Raw genomic sequence first — 16,998 nt, forward strand, 5'->3', positions numbered from 1 at the left:
CAGTATCATCAACAACCAATTGAATCTGTTCGCGATTTAGCCGGACAGCAGTGAACTTGCCTATACTGAGTCCATGGCAAACCAGCGGGACGCGCTGTCCGCCCCGCTTCCTCACTGGCAGGAGGTTCCATGAGCTCGCTCGTCGCCTTCAATCTGGAAGGTTTGTTCCTCGCCTTGCCGCTGGACCGGGTGGCGCGAGCGGTGCGCGCCGTCGCCGCGACGCCGCTGCCGCAGGCTCCGGAAATCGTCTGCGGCGTCATCAATGTGCAGGGCCGCATCGTGCCGGTGATCAATCTGCGGCGGCGCTTCGGGCTGGCCGAGCGGGAGACCGGGCTTGACGACCAGTTGCTGATCGCCCATAGCGCGACGCGGATGCTGGCCATGATCGTCGACGCGGTGGTCGGCGTGATCGAATGCGACGAGAAGGATTTTGTCGCCGTCGACAGCGTGGTCGCCGGTACGCGTCACTTGACCGGAATCGTAAAAAGTCCCGACGGCATGGTGCTGATTCACGATCTCGACAGCTTCCTCTCGCTGGAGGAAGAGCGCGCGCTCGATGCGGCGCTCTCGCCCGCCGCGTCCGCCGATTGAAACGCGATTGACCCACCATGACCGGCGCGATTTCCGACCTTCTCCTGCGGCAATTCAGCGGCTTCCTGTCCAGCCGGATCGGGCTGCATTTCCCGCGCGAGCGCTGGCCCGACATGCTGCGCGGCTTGGAACGGGCGGCGCCGGAACTCGGCCTGGCCGGGGCCGGAGCATGCATGCAATGGCTGCTGGCGTCGCCGCGGAACCGGCGCCAGGTGGAAATCCTCGCCAGCCACCTCACCGTCGGCGAGACCTATTTCTACCGCGAGCCGGCGGTGTTTTCCGCGCTGGAAGACGAGGTGCTGCCCGCCTTGATCGCCGCCCGCCGCGCCGCCGGCCGCCTGCAACTGCGCATCTGGAGCGCCGGCTGCTGCACCGGCGAGGAACCCTATTCGGTGGCGGTGTTGTTGAGCCGGCTGATTCCGGACCTGGAGCAATGGAACATCACCCTGCTTGCCACCGACATCAATCCCCACTTTCTCGCCAAGGCGATGCGCGGCGACTATCGCGAGTGGTCGTTCCGCGGCGCGCCGGCGTGGTTCCGCGAGGGATATTTCGCGCCGTCCGGGGCGGGGAATTACGCGCTCGCGCCACAGGTGCGGCGGCTGGCGAGCTTCGACTACCTGAACCTGGTAGACGACGTTTATCCCGCGCTCGACAACAATACCAATGCCATGGATATCGTGCTGTGCCGCAACGTCCTGATGTATTTCGAGGCCGACGCGATGCGCGCGGTATTGGACAAGTTCCGCCGCGCATTGACCGATGACGGCTGGCTGGTGGTGAGTCCGACCGAGGCCAACGCGACGATGTTTTCCGGCTTTGTCCCGGTCAGTTTCAGGGACGCCTTTCTCTATCGCAAGGGCGAGACGCCGGCGGCACTCCATCCCGCGATGCCCGCGATGCAGATGATGCCTGCCGAGGCGTATGCGCTGCCGGCCTGGGCGCGGATCGCCGTGCCGCCAGCGCCAACTCTTGCCGATCGCGACACGCAACAAGCCGCAGCGCCTGCCGCGGCCACGCCTCTGCCGCGCGCGCAGTCCACCGAATCGGTGGCGGCTTGCGCGGAGACCTATCGGCAGGCCCTGGCCTGCTACACGCAAGGCGACTACGCCATGGCGGCCGACGTCCTCGCCGCCGCAGCGCCGGGCGACGTGCCGGGCCTGGTCCTGGCGGCGCGGGCCTGCGCCAATCAAGGCAAGCTGGACGAAGCCTGCCGCTGGTGCGAGGCAGCGGTAGCGGCCGACAAGTTCAACCCCGGCCTGCGCTACCTGCTGGCCTCGGTACTCGCCGAGCAGGGGCAAGGCGCGGCGGCGGCGGCGGCGCTCAAGCAGGCGCTCTATCTCGACCAGGACTTTGCGCTGGCGCATTTCGCGCTGGGCAACCTGTACCGCCGCCTGGGGCAAGGGGCGACCGCGGCCCGGCACTTCGCCAACGCCCGCGAGCTGCTCGCCGCCCATCCGCCCGGCGAGCCCCTGCCCGATGCGGAAGGCCTGACCGCCGGCCGTCTGCTCGACATCATCGATAGCGGGGAGTCCATCTCATGAAGCCGGCACGCATAGCCAAGACCATTGACTGGAGCGAGGTGCGGCGCCGGCTGGAGGCCGCCGGGCAGCTGCTCGACGAGGAATTCGCGCCGCCGCCGGAGCAGCGCCGGGCGATTCTCGCCGCCCGGGCGCGGGCCTTGGCGGCCGAGCCGCCGGCCGCCGCGGGCCCCGGCTTCGAGGCGCTGGAATTCCTGCTGGCGCGCGAGCATTACGCGCTGGAGACAAGCTGGGTGCGCGAGGTTTACCCCCTGCGGGACTTTACGCCGCTGCCCGGCACACCCGATTTCGTGATGGGCATCATTCACGTCCGCGGCCGCATCGTCTCGGTGCTGGATATCAAGAAGTTCTTCGAGCTGCCGGCGCAGGGACTGTCCGACCTGAACAAGGTCATCGTCCTCGGCGACGGCGCGATGGAATTCGGAATCCTGGCCGACGCCATCATCGGCGTGCGGCGCATCGCGAAGGACGATCTGCAAGCGCCGCTGCCCACGCTGACCGAGATCCGCGCCGAGTACCTGATGGGCGTCACGCGGCAGCGCGAGGTGGTGCTGGACGGACACAAGCTGCTGTCCGACCCCACCATCGTCGTCGCCGCGGAAGTAGCCGGATAAGGTTTTGCAATTGGAAAGGACGCATCATGAACTGGCTGCTCAATCTCTCCACGCGAGGCAAGCTCTTCGCCGGCTTCGGCCTGATGCTGGCGTTTCTCGTCGTCGTGATCGTCACCGCCTATGCGAGCATTGCCGCGATCCAGGAGGCGCAGAAGGCACTGTACGAAGAGGACTTCGTCGACGTCTCGGATATCCAGGAGGTCCTGACCAACCTTGACGAGAACCGCGCCGGCCTGCTGAGCATGCTGCTGCTGACGCAGCGGCCGGAACAGGAGGCGGTGCACCGGGCCATGCGGGAACGCTCCAAAATCACCGAGGACAAGCTGCGCCAAATCAAGGAGCGCAGCCACGGCGATGCGCAGGTCAAGACGCTGCTCGACGAACTGGATAGATTGCGGCAGGAATATCGGGAAGTCAGGGAACAGCAGGCGGTCCCGCTGATCTACCAAGGCAAGGGCGAACAAGCCGCCAAGATCGCGTTAGGCCCGCAGGACGAGCGTTTCAGCAAAGCCCAGGCGGTCACCCGGCAGTTGATCGACTTCAGCAAGAAGAAAGCCGGCGCCGGAGTGGCCCGTGCCGAGCGCGAGGCCCTGCTGGCGTTGCGCCAGTTCGTCGCGGTCGGCGTCGTGGCGCTGGCGGCCGGCCTGTTCATGGTGCTGTTGCTCAACCGGATGATCGCCGTGCCGCTGCGCGAGATCGCCGAGCGGGCCGGGCGCATCGCCGCCGGCGAGATTGTGGTGAAACCGGCGGTGGCCCAACGCCGCGACGAGATCGGTGCGCTCGAAGAGCAGTTCAACCGCATGGCCGAGTCGCTGCACGAGAAGGCCGACGCGGCGAATGCCATCGCGCGCGGCGAGCTCGGCACCCAGGTGCTGCCGAAATCCGACAAGGACGCGCTGGGTCTGGCCTTCGTGACCATGGTCGACAGCCTCAGGGGCAAGGCGGACGTCGCCCAACAGATAGCCACGGGCGACCTGCGCGTGGAGGTGAAGTTGCAATCCGAGAAAGATGCGCTGGGGATCGCCCTGGCAACGATGGTGAAGAACCTGCGCGAGATGAATCGCGAGATCGGCGAAGGGGTGAGTGTGCTGACCACCTCGGCCAGCGAAATCCTGGCGGGGACGACGCAAGTGGCGGCGGGCGCGACGGAGACCGCCACGGCGATGTCGGAGACGGCGACCACGGTGGAGGAAGTCAAGCAGACGGCCACCTTGGCCAACCAGAAGGCCAAGCTGGTGGCGGAAGCCGCGCAGAAGGCGGCGCAGGTCTCGCAAGGCGGCAGGAAGGCCGTGGAAGACACCACGGAGGGCATGCAGCGCATCCGCGAACAGATGGAACAGATCGCCGAGAGCATCGTGCGCCTGGCGGAACAAGGGCAGGCCATCGGCGAAATCATCGCCACGGTGAACGACCTCTCGGAACAATCGAACCTGCTGGCGGTGAACGCCTCGATCGAAGCGGCCAAGGCCGGCGAACAAGGCAAGGGCTTCGCCGTGGTGGCGCAGGAAGTCAAAAGTCTGGCCGAGCAGTCGAAACAGGCCACGGCGCAAGTGCGCACGATACTGGGCGACATCCAGAAGGCCACCAGCGGCGCGGTGCTGTCGACCGAGCAGGGCACCAAAGCGGTGGAAGCCGGGGTCAGGCAATCGAAGGATGCCGGCGAGGCGATCCGGCAACTGACCGAGAGCATGGCCGAGAGCGCGCAGGCGGCGAACCAGATCGCGGTCTCGGCGCAACAGCAGTTGGCGGGCATGGACCAGTTGGCGCAGGCCACCGAGAACATCAAGCTGGCGACCACGCAGAACCTGGAGAGCACGCGCCAGGCCGAGACGGCGGCGCGCAACCTGCACGGCCTGGGGCAGAAACTCGAACAACTGGTCGGACGTTATCGCGTCTGATCAATGACAGGAGGATGTAGCGATGACCCTACTCGGCTTTGGCCGCTGGCCACTCCGCCTCAAGATCGTCCTGCTGCTGTTCGCCTCGTCGGTGCTGCCTCTGGCGGCGGTGGGAATCGTCGAATTCAATTCCGCCCGCGACGAAGTCCTGAGGAACGCCGCCGCGCTGCTGACCGCGCGCGGCGACGAGATCGAAGGCAAGCTCGATGCCTTCCACCAACGCTACCGGCAGGGCGCCGAGCGCATCGCCGAGCTGCCGGACATCGTCGCCTACGCCGCGGCGCCGGCGCCAGCGCGCGACAAGCAGGCGCCGGCCGCGCGCGGCCTGCTGGAGCAGTGGCAGAAGGCCGACGGCAGCATCCGCGGCATGGCGATCCTGGATGCGGCCGGCACCGTGCTTCTCGCCACCGAGCCGAAGCTCGCCGGCAGCAGCCTGGCCGGGTTCGGCTATGTGCGGGAGGTGTTGAAGGGGGGCACGGTGATTTCCGATCTGCATAACCTGCCGCCGGAAGTTGGCGCTGGCGAGACGGCGATCGCGTATCTGGCGCCGCTCCGCGAGCGGCGCGGCGGCGGCGCGGTCGCCGTCTGGGTACGGGCCGACGCTTTCTGGGCCCTGGTCGCCGAGGGCAACGAAAAGGCGGGGGCGAAAAGCTTCGCCGTGCTGTTCGACCACCATGGCGTGCGGATCGCCCACAGCTACAACCGGGACATCGTGTTCCATCCCGGCGGGCGACTCGACCCTGCGGTCCTCAACGCGATGGTGGCCGAGCGCCGTTTCGGCGAGCGCACGCGCCAGTTGCTCGAAGAGCCGAGAGTTTTTCCCGAGCAGTTCGACCGAGCGCGCGCGTCCTCGCCCAGCCGCGAAGTCTTCCGCGGTTTCGCCCCGGTCAACCAGCAATGGAACGTCGGCGTCGCGCGGCGGCTGACCAGCGTGCCGTGGACCCTGTTCTACATGATCCCCGAGAAGAGTCTCGACGCCCTGGTCGAGGACCTGGTGCTGCGCATCGGCCTGCTGGTGGCGAGCGTGATGGCGTTGGCGATTGCCGCCGGTTTCCTCGTCTCGCGCGGCATCGTCGGCTCGATCCGGCTGGTGACCGAGGTGTCCGAGAGCTTGAGCGCCGCCGCCGCGCAACTGACCGCCTCGGTGTCGCAGATCGCCGCGAGCACCGCCGAAACGGCCACGGCGGTGAGCGAGACGAGCACAACCGTGGCGGAAGTCAAACAGACGGCCCAGGTATCGACCGACAAGGCGCGCCAGGTATCGGAAGGCGCGCAGAAGACGGCGCAGATATCCCAGAACGGGCGCAAGGCAATCGAAGAGTCGGTCGAGGGCATGCGCCGCATCCAGGAGCAAATGGTCTCGATCGCCGAGAGCATCGTGCGGCTGGCGGAGCAGAACCAGACCATAGGCGAGATCATCGCCACGGTGAACGACCTGGCCGAGCAATCGAACCTGCTGGCGGTCAATGCGGCCATCGAGGCGGCCAAGGCCGGCGAACACGGCAAGGGCTTCGCCGTGGTGGCGCAGGAAGTCAAGAGTTTGGCGGAACAGTCGAAGCAGGCGACCGCGCAAGTGCGCACCATCCTCGGCGACATCCAGAAAGCCACCAGCGCGGCGGTGATGGCCACCGAGCAAGGCAACAAGGCGGTGGACGCCGGTATGACGCTGTCAACGGAAGTCGGCGAGTCGATCCGCGTCCTGTCCGACAGCATCGTCGCCGCCGCACAGGCCGCGGTGCAGATCGCGGTGTCGGCGCAGCAGCAACTGGCGGGCATGGATCAAGTGGCGCTGGCCATGCAGAGCATTCAGCAGGCGAGCGAGCAGAACGCGGAAAGCACGAAGCAAAACGAGAGCGCGGCGCGCGGCCTGCACGAGTTGCGCGCGAAATTGAAGCAGTTGACGGAGACATATCGAATCTGAGCGCATCTGAGCGCATCTGAACTTCGTCGAGCGAAAGGACGCATCATGAACTGGCTGCTGAACGTTTCCACCCGGGCCAAGCTGTTCCTCGGCTTCGGCCTGATGCTGGCCTTCCTCGGCATCGTCGCCACCAGCGCCTGGTGGGGCATCGCCGCGATGCAGGAGATACAGAAGGCGCTGTACGAAGAGGATTTCGCCGACGTCACGGATATCCAGGATGTCCTCGCGAGCCTCGACGAGAACCGCGCCGGGATGCTGAGCATGCTGCTGCTGACGCTGCGGCCGGAGCAGGAGGCCGTGCATCGGACCATACGCGAACACTCCCAGGCCAACGAGGAAAAGCTGCGCGCAGTCAAGGAGCGCAGCCGCGACGATGCGCAGGTCAGGGCGCTGCTCGACGAACTGGAACGGCTGCGGCAGGAGTATCGGGAAATGCGCGAACAGCAGACGATCCCGCTGATCTACCAGGGCAAGACCGACCAGGCCGCGCGGCTGTTGATCGGCGCCCAGGCAGAGCGCTTCGCAAAAATCCAGACCGTCACCAAACAGTTGATCGACCTTACCAAGAAAAAGGCGCGTGCCGAAGTGGCCCGTTCCGAGCTCGAAGCCCTGCTTACGATACGTAAGCTTGTCGCTGTCGGCGCAGCAGCGCTGGCGGTGGGCCTGTTCATGGCCTTGCTGCTCAACAAGATGATCGCCGCGCCGCTGCGCGAGATCGCCGAGCGGGCCGGCCGCATCGCCGCCGGCGAGATCGCGGTGCAGCCCGTAAGCAGCTACCGCCGCGACGAGATCGGCATCCTCGAAGAGCAGTTCAACCGCATGGCCGGTTCACTGCAAGCGAAGGTCGATGTGGCTCAACAGATAGCCACGGGCGACCTGCGCGTGGAGGTGAAGTTGCAATCCGAGAAAGATGCGCTGGGGATCGCCCTGGCAACGATGGTGAAGAACCTGCGCGAGATGAATCGCGAGATCGGCGAAGGGGTGAGTGTGCTGACCACCTCGGCCAGCGAAATCCTGGCGGGGACGACGCAAGTGGCGGCGGGCGCGACGGAGACCGCCACGGCGATGTCGGAGACGGCGACCACGGTGGAGGAAGTCAAGCAGACGGCCACCTTGGCCAACCAGAAGGCCAAGCTGGTGGCGGAAGCCGCGCAGAAGGCGGCGCAGGTCTCGCAAGGCGGCAGGAAGGCCGTGGAAGACACCACGGAGGGCATGCAGCGCATCCGCGAACAGATGGAACAGATCGCCGAGAGCATCGTGCGCCTGGCGGAACAAGGGCAGGCCATCGGCGAAATCATCGCCACGGTGAACGACCTCTCGGAACAATCGAACCTGCTGGCGGTGAACGCCTCGATCGAAGCGGCCAAGGCCGGCGAACAAGGCAAGGGCTTCGCCGTGGTGGCGCAGGAAGTCAAAAGTCTGGCCGAGCAGTCGAAACAGGCCACGGCGCAAGTGCGCACGATACTGGGCGACATCCAGAAGGCCACCAGCGGCGCGGTGCTGTCGACCGAGCAGGGCACCAAAGCGGTGGAAGCCGGGGTCAGGCAATCGAAGGATGCCGGCGAGGCGATCCGGCAACTGACCGAGAGCATGGCCGAGAGCGCGCAGGCGGCGAACCAGATCGCGGTCTCGGCGCAACAGCAGTTGGCGGGCATGGACCAGTTGGCGCAGGCCACCGAGAACATCAAGCTGGCGACCACGCAGAACCTGGAGAGCACGCGCCAGGCCGAGACGGCGGCGCGCAACCTGCACGGCCTGGGGCAGAAACTCGAACAACTGGTCGGACGTTATCGCGTTTGACGGAGATAGGACATGGCCTCGAAAAAGGAAAACGAAGACCTGCTCAAGCGCCTGCTGGCGATCTTTCAGGTCGAGGCTACCGAGCATCTGAAGTCGATGTCCGTGCTGTTGCAGGCGTTGGAGAACCCGGCGCCTGCCGACGAGCAGGCCAGGCTGGTGGAAGCGCTGTTCCGCGAGGCGCACAGCCTCAAGGGCGCCGCCCGCTCGGTCAATCTGTCCGCCGTCGAGACGGTCTGCAAAGCGCTGGAAGGCGCGATGTCGGCGCTGAAGACACGCCAAGCCGGGGGAGGCCAGACCGAAACCCTCGCGCCGGCGTGGTTCGAGACGGTGTATCGGGCCTTGGACGGGCTGGAAGGCTTGCTCGCAGCGGGCGTCGCCGGACAGCCGCCGCAGGATGCGAGCGACATGACGGAAATCGTGCGGCAACTGGAGGCCTTGGAGACTCCCGATCGCGCCGCCGGCGAGTCGCCGCCGGCGGCCGTTGCCACGGCCCCGCCGGAGCGGCCGCCGTCGCCCCTGGCGGCGAGCGGCGACACCGTGCGCATCTCGACCGCGCGGCTGACGGCGCTGCTGGTGCAGGCCGAGGAACTGCTCGCCTTCAAGTTCAGCGCCGGCCATCTGGTCGGCGAACTGCGCGCGCTGGGCGCCGACGTGGCGCAATGGAAGAAAACCTGGAGCCGCACCGCGCGCGACGGACGCACGCTGCGGCGCGCGCAGGAGAAGCATGGCGGCGCGACGGGCGGCAAGACGCAGCCGGTGCTCGACAAGCTGCTCGACGCCATCGAGCGCGACGAACTCGCGGCCAAGGCATTCGCCGAGCGCGTCCTTGCGCTGGAGCGTCTGGCGGAACAGGAGCGGCGGGCGCTGGCCGGCATGGTGGACGCCCTGCAGGCGGATATGCGGCAGGTCTTGATGCTGCCCTTCGGCTCGCTGCTGGAACTGATCCCGAAGCTGGTGCGCGATCTCGCGCACGACAGCGGCAAGGACGTGAAATTGCGCATCGAGGGAGCGGCGATCGAAATCGACCGGCGCATCCTGGAGCAGATGAAGGATCCGTTGATCCACCTGGTGCGCAACGCCATCGACCATGGCATCGAGACGACGGCGGCGCGACGCGGCGCGCACAAGCCCGTGCCGGGATGTATTGCCATCGGCATCGCGGCGAAAGAGGGTAACCGGGTCGAGCTGACGGTTGCCGACGACGGCGCCGGTGTCGACCTGGAAAAACTCAAGGCCGCCGCCCGCAAGCTCGGCCTGATCGCGGTGAACGACGCGGTGAAAGACGCGGCGGAAGGCGTGACGCAACGAGTGACGGAACGCGTGACGGAACGAGTGACGGAACTGAGCCACGACGCCACGCTGGCGCTGATGTTCGAGTCCGGGCTGACCACCAGCCCGATCCTCACCGATCTTTCCGGGCGCGGCCTGGGGCTGGCCATCGTGCGCGAGAAGGCGGAACAACTGGGCGGCAGCGTCACCGCGGAATTGCCGGCGACCGGCGGCACGCTGTTCCGCGTCGTGCTGCCGACCACGCTGGCGACCTTCCGCGGCCTGCTGGTGGGCTTGGGCGAACGCCAGTTCGTGCTGCCCTCGCGCAGTGTCGAGCGGGTACTGCGCATGCCGGCGGCGAGCGTGAAAACGGTGGAAAACCGCGCCGCGGTGGAGATCGGCGGCCAGGCCGTGGCGCTGGTGCGGCTGGCCGATGCGCTGGGCCTGCCGGGAGGCGGACTGAATGGCGCCGACCTGCAACTGGCGGTGCTCGAAGGCGCCGGACGGCGCATCGCCTTCGCCGTCGACGCGATACTCGGCGATCAGGAGGTGCTGGTGAAGAGTCTCGGGCCGCAGTTGCGGCGCGTGCCCAATGTGGCCGGCGCCACCGTGCTCGGGCCCGGCCGCGTGGTGCCCATCCTCAACGTCGCCGATCTGCTGAAGTCGGCGCAGCGCGTACGGCCGCAAGCCGCCGTCCCGCCAGCGCCAACTTTGGCGCAGCGGCAGCAGTCGCTGTTGGTGGTGGAAGACTCGATCACCGCGCGCAGCCTGCTGAAGAATATCCTGGAATCGGCCGGCTACCGGGTCGAGACCGCGGTGGACGGCATCGATGCCCTGACCGCCCTGAAGAGCGAGCAATTCGACCTGGTGGTGTCGGACGTGGAAATGCCGCGCATGGACGGTTTCGAGCTGACCGCGCGCGTCCGCGCCGACAAGAAGCTGGCCGAGCTGCCGGTGGTGCTGGTGACCGCGCTCGAATCGCGCGAGCACAAGGAGCGCGGCATCGAGGTCGGCGCCAATGCCTATATCGTCAAGAGCAGCTTCGACCAGAGCAACCTGTTCGCGGTGATCCGGAGGCTGCTATGAGCAATGGCGGCGACCGGCTGCGGGACGGCGCGGGCGCGGCTCCGATCCGCGTGCTGGTGGTGGAGGATTCGCCGGTCGCGCGCATGCTGCTGACGCACCTGATCGGCAGCGATCCGCAACTGGCGCTGGCCGGCGTCGCCGGCGACGGCGAGGAAGGCGTGGCCGCCGCCACGCGCCTGCGGCCAGATGTCATCGTCATGGATATCCACATGCCGAAGCTGGACGGTTTCGCGGCGGCGCGCCAGATCATGGAAACCTGCCCGACGCGGATCGTCATGGTCACCGCCAGCACCAGCGCGAAGGACGTTGCCGCTACTTTCCATGCGCTCGAAGCCGGCGCCCTGGCTGTGCTCGCCAAGCCGGTGGGACCGGGCAATCCGGGATTCGAGGCGGCCACCGCGGAGTTGCTGCAGACCGTCAAGCTGATGGCCGAAGTGCCGGTGGTCAGGCGCTGGCCGCGCCGCGGCGGGGCGCCGCCGCCGGCCGCCGCTGCGCTGCCCGCCGTCGGCGCAAAGATCAGCGTGGTCGCGCTCGGTGCGTCGACCGGCGGGCCGATCGCCTTGCAGGACATCCTGTCGCGGCTGCCGAAGGACTTGCCGGTACCGCTATTGATCGTCCAGCACATCTCGACCGGCTTCGCCGAAGGTTTCGCCGAATGGCTGGCCAAGTCGGCAGGCTATCCGGTGCACGTGGCGGCGGCAGGCGAGCCGGCGCTGGCCGGCCGAGCCTATGTGGCGCCGAGCGGCGTGCAGATGCGTTTGCTGGCGAACGGCTGTATCGATCTGGTCGATGCGCCGCCGGAGCATGGCCTCAAGCCCTCGGTTTCCTACTTGTTCCGTTCGCTGGCGGCAACCTTCGGCCCCGCTGCGATCGGCGTGCTGCTGACCGGCATGGGCCGCGACGGCGCGCAGGAACTCAAGGCGCTGCGCGAGGCCGGCGCCGTGACCGTCGCCCAGGACAGCGAGACGGCTATCGTCTTCGGCATGCCGGGCGAGGCGGTGAAACTCGGCGCCGCCGCCTACGTGCTGGCGCCGGACGCCATCGCCGCGCTGCTGGAACGCTTGCTGCGTGCCGCGGTCCAAACCGGCGAGGAGAAGCAAGCATGAGCCCGCCCGATCAGATTCGACCAGGCGACGTCGAGATATTGATCGTCGAGGACAGCCCGACCCAGGCCGAGCAGCTCAGGCAACTGCTGACCGGACACGGTTTCGGCGTCGCCGTCGCGAGCAACGGCCGCGAGGCGCTGGCGGCCGCGCTGGCCCGACCGCCGACGCTGGTGATCACCGACATCGTCATGCCCGAAATGGACGGCTACGAGCTGTGCGCGGCACTCAAGGCGAATGCGGCGCTGAAGGACATCCCGGTCGTCATGGTGACCTCGCTGGCGGGCATCCAGGACATCGCCAGGAGCCTGGAATGCGGCGCGGACAATTTCATCCGCAAGCCCTACGAGCCGAAGGCCCTGCTGTCGCGCATCGAATACATCCTGCTGAATCTCGAATTGCGCAAGACCAGCCGGGTGCGGATGGGCATGGAAATCTACATGGGCGGCAAGAAGCACTTCATCGCCTCGGGGCGCGAACAGATCGTCGATCTGCTGATCTCGACCTACGAGGAAGCAGTGCGCATGAACGAGGAACTCCAGCAGCAGCAGCAGGAGATTGCGCTAACGAACCGCACGCTGCGCGTGCTCTACCGCATTGCGGCCGACCTCAACCGGGTGTCCACCGAGGTCGAGGTGTGCGAACAGGCCTTGCAGGGAATTCTGGAGCTGCCGGGCTTTCGCGCCGGCTGGATCTTCCTCGACGATGGCGAGGGCGGCTTGCGCCTGGCCGCGGCCCGCGAACTGCCCGGGGTCTTGCTCGATCCGGGAGTGATGGAGGGCGATTGCCGCTGCCGGCGCATGCTGCAAGCCGGAGAGTTTCGGCACGGGGCGGCGCTCGTCGAGTGCGAAAGGCTGCAGAAACATGGCGGCGACGCCGTCAAGATGCGCAGCCATGTCAGCACGCCGCTGTCGGCCGGCCACCAGATCCTGGGCATCATGAACGTGGTCGGGGACGAAAGCGGGGTGGTCGGCGCCGACGACCTGAGACTACTGGAAGCCGTGGGCAGCCAGGTGGCGGTGGCGATCCAGCGCGCGCAGCTCTACCAGCACCTGGAGGCTCTGGTCAGCCAGCGCACCGCCGCGCTGCAAGCGGAAATCGTCGAACGCACGCGGGCGCAAGCGAAAGTCGCCAGCCTGAACCGGATCTACGCCGTGCTCTCCGGCATCAATACCACGATCGTGCGCGTTCATGACCGTCTTGAGCTGTTCCAGGAAGCCTGCCGCATTGCGGTGGAGCTGGGGAAATTCAGGCTCGCCTGGATCGGCCTGGTCGAGTCGGATGGCGGGTGCGTGAGGCCGGTGGCCTGGCAGGGCGAATGCGGCGAATCGGCGCTGGCCGACGACATCGGCAGGAACAACGATGCGTTCGGACAAGCGCTGCGCGAACGCACGACGGTGGTCTGCAACGATCTCGAAACCAGCGCCGAAAGCCTTTTCCCGCCCGCTGCACTGGCCTCGGGCTGCCGCTCGATGGCGGTATTTCCGCTGTCGCTCGGGGGGCGTGCGACCGGGCTGCTGGCCCTCTATGCGGACGAGCGAAACGTGTTCGACGCGGCGGAACTGGCGTTGCTCAATGAGATTGCAGGGGACATTTCATTTGCGCTCGAGTACATCCAGAAGGGCGAACAGGTCGACTACCTGGCCTATTACGACGCCTTGACCGGGCTGCCCAATCGCCACCTGATCCACGACCGCCTCACCCAGTTGCTGGCGGCCCGCCGCGAACAGGCTGCGCTCGACCCGATGGCGGTAGTGCTGATCAACATCGAGCGATTCAAGAGCATCAACGATAGTTTCGGACGGCACCGCGGCGATGCCCTGCTCAAACTGATCGCCGACCGTCTCGGCGACGCCCTGGGCTCGACCGACCATCTGGCCAGGATCGGCGCCGATCATTTCGCCGCCGTCGTGGCCCGGCTCGACGCTGCGGCGGATGTCGCTCGCATCCTCGACGACTCGATACTGCCGAGCCTGGCGCGGCCCTTCGACATCGACTGCAAGGAATTGCACATCGCGGTCCGGGGCGGCATCGCCCTGTTTCCGGCTGACGGCAACGACGCCGACACGCTGTTCGCCAACGCCGAGACCGCGCTGCGCAAGGCCAATTCGGCGGGGGAGCGCTACCTCTTCTATGCGCCGCAGATGAATGCGCGCGTGGCGGAACAACTCACGCTCGAGAACAAGCTGCACCGGGCACTGGAGCGCGGGGAATTCGTCCTGCATTACCAGCCCAAGGTGGAGCTGCGCAACGGCGAAATGGTCGGCTTGGAAGTGTTGCTTCGTTGGCAAGATCCCGCCGGCGGTCTCGTGTCTCCGGTGGACTTCATCCCCATTCTCGAAGAAACAGGGCTGATCGTCGATGTCGGCCGCTGGGCGCTGGAACAGGCGATCACCGATTACTGGGCCTGGCATGCCGACGGATTGCATCCACCGCGCGTCGCCGTCAACGTCTCGGCCGTGCAACTGCGACGCGAGGATTTCCTGGAAACGATGAAAACGGTGCTGGCGCGACACGGGGGCGAGCACAACTACCTCGACCTGGAACTCACCGAAGCCCTGCTGATCGCCGATATCGAGGCCAATGTGCGCTGCCTCGCCGCAGTGCGCAAGATGGGGGTGAGGATCGCGGTAGATGACTTCGGCACCGGCTATTCATCTCTCAGCTATTTGAAGCGGTTTCCCATCGACTACCTGAAAATCGACCAAAGCTTCGTCCGCGACATCACGACGGCCCCCGATGCCGCGGCGATCTGCATCGCCATCATCGACCTGGCGCACAACCTGAAGCTCAAGGTGATCGCCGAAGGCGTCGAAACCGAGGGCCAGATGAACTACTTGCGCCGGCACGGCTGCGACGAAATGCAGGGTTACCTGTTCAGCCAGCCCTTGCCGGCCGGCGAATGCGCACAGTTGCTGAAGGCGCGCACAACGCTGGCGCTGCCGCCGGCAGCGGAGAGCGAGCGCAAGACCCTGTTGATCGTGGACGACGAGCCCGGCGTTCTTTCTTCCCTGAAACGCGTGCTGCGCCGCGATGGCTATGAAATCCTCGCCGTCGGCAGCGCGCGCGAGGGCTTCGACGTTCTGGCCACCCACGAGGTACAGGTGATCATTTCCGACCAGCGCATGCCCGAGATGAACGGTTCCGAGTTCCTTTCGCGGGTGCGGGAACTTTACCCGGATACCATCCGCATCGTGCTGTCCGGCTATACCGACCTCGATACCATTGTCGGCGCGGTCAATCACGGCGCCATCTATCGCTTTCTCACCAAGCCGTGGGACGACGACCTGCTGCGTGAGCACATCCGCGAAGCATTCCGGCACCAGGAGGCGAAACAGCGCAAAACCTGAACCGGGAGATCCGCCGCGAGCTGTCCGCCCGCGTATGCCGGATCAGGCCAGGGGTGTTGCCCCGGCAATCCGGATGCACGGACGAAAGCCGCCGCCTTCAGCGGATATCGGGTTCGAAGAACACCCACTGCGCGCTCGGAAAGCGCTCCTGCATGCGCGCCTCGACGGCGTTGATGGCCTCGACCATCTGCAATCCGGTGCGGGTTTCCATGTCGCGCATGCGCGCCTTGACCGCGATCACCACCTTGTCGCCCCAGGCCAGGGTGATCACGTTCAGCACCTGTTCCACCTCGCCCTGGGCCGCGACGAAAGCCTCGATCTCGGCGCGCAAAGCCGGCGCCGCCGATTCGCCGACGATCAGGCCCTTGACCTCGATCATCACGGCGATTGCGATCACCATCAGCACGATGCCGATCGCCAGCGTGCCCAGCGCGTCCCACAACGGGTTGCCGGTGACGACGCTGGCCGCCACCGCGACAAAGGCCAGCGCGAGGCCCAGCAAGGCCGCGATGTCCTCGCCGGCCACCACCATCAGTTCGGACTGGCGGGTTTCGCGGAACCAGGCGAGGAAAGGCTGGCGCCCGGCGACCTTGCGAATCTCCTTCAACGCGCCCCACAGCGAGAAGGCTTCCAGCACCACGGCGCAGGCCAGCACCGCCATGGCGATCAGGCCGTGTTGCAGCGGCTGCGGATGCAGCAGGCGCTCGACGCCTTCATAGACGGAAAATGCGCCGCCCATGAAGAACAGCATCAGCGCCACGATCATCGACCAGAAATAGGTGACGCGATGGTGGCCGAGCGGAAAGTCGACGCTGGCGGGACGCCGCGCCTGCTTCAAGCCCAGCAGCAACAGCAACTGGTTGGCGCAGTCTGCCGTGGAGTGGATCGCCTCGGCCAGCATCGAACCGGAACCGGTCCAGAATGCCGCCACGTACTTCGCCACCGCGATGCCGAAGTTGGCGCCCAGTGCGTAAAAAATGGCCCGCACCGAGCCTTCGCTGCCGTGCGACATCAGTTTCCTTTCAGTGGCAAAGCGAAATACATGGACAAGCGCGCGGTGTCTGGTCCGAGCGCAGCGAGCCAATCAGTAGCCTCCCCGCGAGGGGAGGACGGGAGGGGCGGGCCCATTTGCCAGCTTGGATGCCCTACGACATCAAGGTATTTCATGATGCAGGGTGGTTCATCGAAGCCTTGAGTGTTTGCATCGTGCGCCGCATGAAGCAGAGATCTTCCCAGGCCTTGGCCTTGTCCTGCAAGGTACGCAGCAGATAGGCGGGATGGTAGGTGACGATCAGCGGGATGCCGCGGTAGTCGTGCAGGCGCCCGCGCGCCGCGGCGATCTTGACCTCGCTTTGCAGCAGCGTCTGCGCCGCGGGACGGCCGAGGGCGACGATCAGCTTCGGTTGAATCAACTCGATCTGGCGCTCCAGGTAGGGCCGGCAGGTCGCGGTCTCCTCCGGCGTCGGCGTACGATTCTCCGGCGGCCGGCACTTCACGGCGTTGGCGATATAGACGTCCTCGCCGCGCCTGAGGCCGATCGCCGCCAGCATGCTGTCGAGCAGCTTGCCGGCCTGGCCGACGAAGGGTTCGCCGCGCTGGTCCTCCTCGGCGCCCGGCCCCTCGCCGACGAACAGCCAATCGGCATGGCGGTCGCCGACACCGAGCACCGCCTGTTTGCGCGCCTCGCAAAGCCGACATTGGCCGCACGCCGCCACAGTCGTGGCGAGTTCTTCCCAACTCAAACCGGTCTGCGCAGCAGCCACGGTCGGTGCGGGTTCCAACTGCGGTTCCAACTGCGGCTCCGGCGCGGCAGGCGTCACGGGTT

Annotated in this window: 11 protein-coding genes; 9 read left to right on the forward strand and 2 right to left on the reverse strand. The window is 66.6% G+C overall.

Going from position 1 to position 16,998, the window contains the following annotated elements:
- Positions 1-129 precede the first annotated feature (129 nt).
- Genes RMO95_RS18815 through RMO95_RS18855 form a run of 9 tightly spaced genes read left to right on the forward strand, consistent with a single transcriptional unit; the run spans position 130 to position 15,173 of the window.
- Positions 130-591: a chemotaxis protein CheW gene (locus RMO95_RS18815; RefSeq protein WP_310452202.1), complete on the forward strand. Its 462-nt coding sequence runs from the start codon at positions 130-132 to the stop codon at positions 589-591.
- Positions 592-608: 17 nt separating this feature from the next.
- Positions 609-2,135, forward strand: coding sequence for a protein-glutamate O-methyltransferase CheR (locus tag RMO95_RS18820; protein WP_310452203.1), 1,527 nt, complete (start codon positions 609-611; stop codon positions 2,133-2,135).
- Positions 2,132-2,746, forward strand: coding sequence for a chemotaxis protein CheW (locus RMO95_RS18825; protein WP_310452204.1), 615 nt, complete (start codon positions 2,132-2,134; stop codon positions 2,744-2,746). Before RMO95_RS18820 ends, RMO95_RS18825 begins: the two co-directional genes overlap by 4 nt.
- Before the next feature lie 26 nt (positions 2,747-2,772).
- Positions 2,773-4,644: a methyl-accepting chemotaxis protein gene (locus tag RMO95_RS18830; protein WP_310452205.1), complete on the forward strand. Its 1,872-nt coding sequence runs from the start codon at positions 2,773-2,775 to the stop codon at positions 4,642-4,644.
- A 22-nt stretch (positions 4,645-4,666) separates the two neighbouring features.
- A complete protein-coding gene (locus tag RMO95_RS18835; RefSeq protein ID WP_310452206.1) occupies positions 4,667-6,565 on the forward strand; it encodes a methyl-accepting chemotaxis protein in 1,899 nt (632 codons plus the stop codon).
- A gap of 45 nt (positions 6,566-6,610) precedes the next feature.
- On the forward strand, positions 6,611-8,365 hold the full coding sequence (locus tag RMO95_RS18840; RefSeq protein WP_310452207.1) for a methyl-accepting chemotaxis protein: 1,755 nt from the start codon (positions 6,611-6,613) through the stop codon (positions 8,363-8,365).
- A 12-nt stretch (positions 8,366-8,377) separates the two neighbouring features.
- The gene (locus RMO95_RS18845; protein ID WP_310452208.1) at positions 8,378-10,720 is read left to right on the forward strand and encodes a response regulator; all 2,343 of its coding nucleotides are present in this window, start codon (positions 8,378-8,380) and stop codon (positions 10,718-10,720) included.
- Positions 10,717-11,826 (forward strand): chemotaxis-specific protein-glutamate methyltransferase CheB, encoded by a 1,110-nt coding sequence (gene cheB, locus RMO95_RS18850; RefSeq protein WP_310452209.1) that lies wholly within the window; start codon positions 10,717-10,719, stop codon positions 11,824-11,826. The genes RMO95_RS18845 and cheB overlap by 4 nt, the downstream gene beginning before the upstream one ends.
- On the forward strand, positions 11,823-15,173 hold the full coding sequence (locus RMO95_RS18855) for an EAL domain-containing protein (protein ID WP_310452210.1): 3,351 nt from the start codon (positions 11,823-11,825) through the stop codon (positions 15,171-15,173). Before cheB ends, RMO95_RS18855 begins: the two co-directional genes overlap by 4 nt.
- A 97-nt stretch (positions 15,174-15,270) precedes the next feature.
- On the opposite strand, the gene RMO95_RS18860 is transcribed toward RMO95_RS18855, so the two are convergent.
- Both RMO95_RS18860 and RMO95_RS18865 read right to left on the reverse strand, forming a co-directional pair.
- Positions 15,271-16,185 (reverse strand): cation diffusion facilitator family transporter, encoded by a 915-nt coding sequence (locus tag RMO95_RS18860; protein ID WP_310452211.1) that lies wholly within the window; start codon positions 16,183-16,185, stop codon positions 15,271-15,273.
- A 151-nt stretch (positions 16,186-16,336) separates the two neighbouring features.
- Positions 16,337-16,998, reverse strand: a 662-nt coding sequence (locus RMO95_RS18865) for a uracil-DNA glycosylase family protein (RefSeq protein ID WP_409574975.1), incomplete at its 5' end; no start/stop codon positions are given.

The organism is Sulfuritalea sp., assembly GCF_031426875.1.
Taxonomy (GTDB): Bacteria; Pseudomonadota; Gammaproteobacteria; order Burkholderiales; family Rhodocyclaceae; genus Sulfuritalea.

Bases quoted from the DNA above. Each gene is read 5' to 3' on its own strand.
- RMO95_RS18815 (WP_310452202.1), top strand. From the start codon at position 130: ATGAGCTCGCTCGTCGCCTTCAATCTGGAAGGTTTGTTCCTCGCCTTG.
- RMO95_RS18820 (WP_310452203.1), top strand. From the start codon at position 609: ATGACCGGCGCGATTTCCGACCTTCTCCTGCGGCAATTCAGCGGCTTC.
- RMO95_RS18825 (WP_310452204.1), top strand. From the start codon at position 2,132: ATGAAGCCGGCACGCATAGCCAAGACCATTGACTGGAGCGAGGTGCGG.
- RMO95_RS18830 (WP_310452205.1), top strand. From the start codon at position 2,773: ATGAACTGGCTGCTCAATCTCTCCACGCGAGGCAAGCTCTTCGCCGGC.
- RMO95_RS18835 (WP_310452206.1), top strand. From the start codon at position 4,667: ATGACCCTACTCGGCTTTGGCCGCTGGCCACTCCGCCTCAAGATCGTC.
- RMO95_RS18840 (WP_310452207.1), top strand. From the start codon at position 6,611: ATGAACTGGCTGCTGAACGTTTCCACCCGGGCCAAGCTGTTCCTCGGC.
- RMO95_RS18845 (WP_310452208.1), top strand. From the start codon at position 8,378: ATGGCCTCGAAAAAGGAAAACGAAGACCTGCTCAAGCGCCTGCTGGCG.
- cheB (WP_310452209.1), top strand. From the start codon at position 10,717: ATGAGCAATGGCGGCGACCGGCTGCGGGACGGCGCGGGCGCGGCTCCG.
- RMO95_RS18855 (WP_310452210.1), top strand. From the start codon at position 11,823: ATGAGCCCGCCCGATCAGATTCGACCAGGCGACGTCGAGATATTGATC.
- RMO95_RS18860 (WP_310452211.1), bottom strand. From the start codon at position 16,185: ATGTCGCACGGCAGCGAAGGCTCGGTGCGGGCCATTTTTTACGCACTG.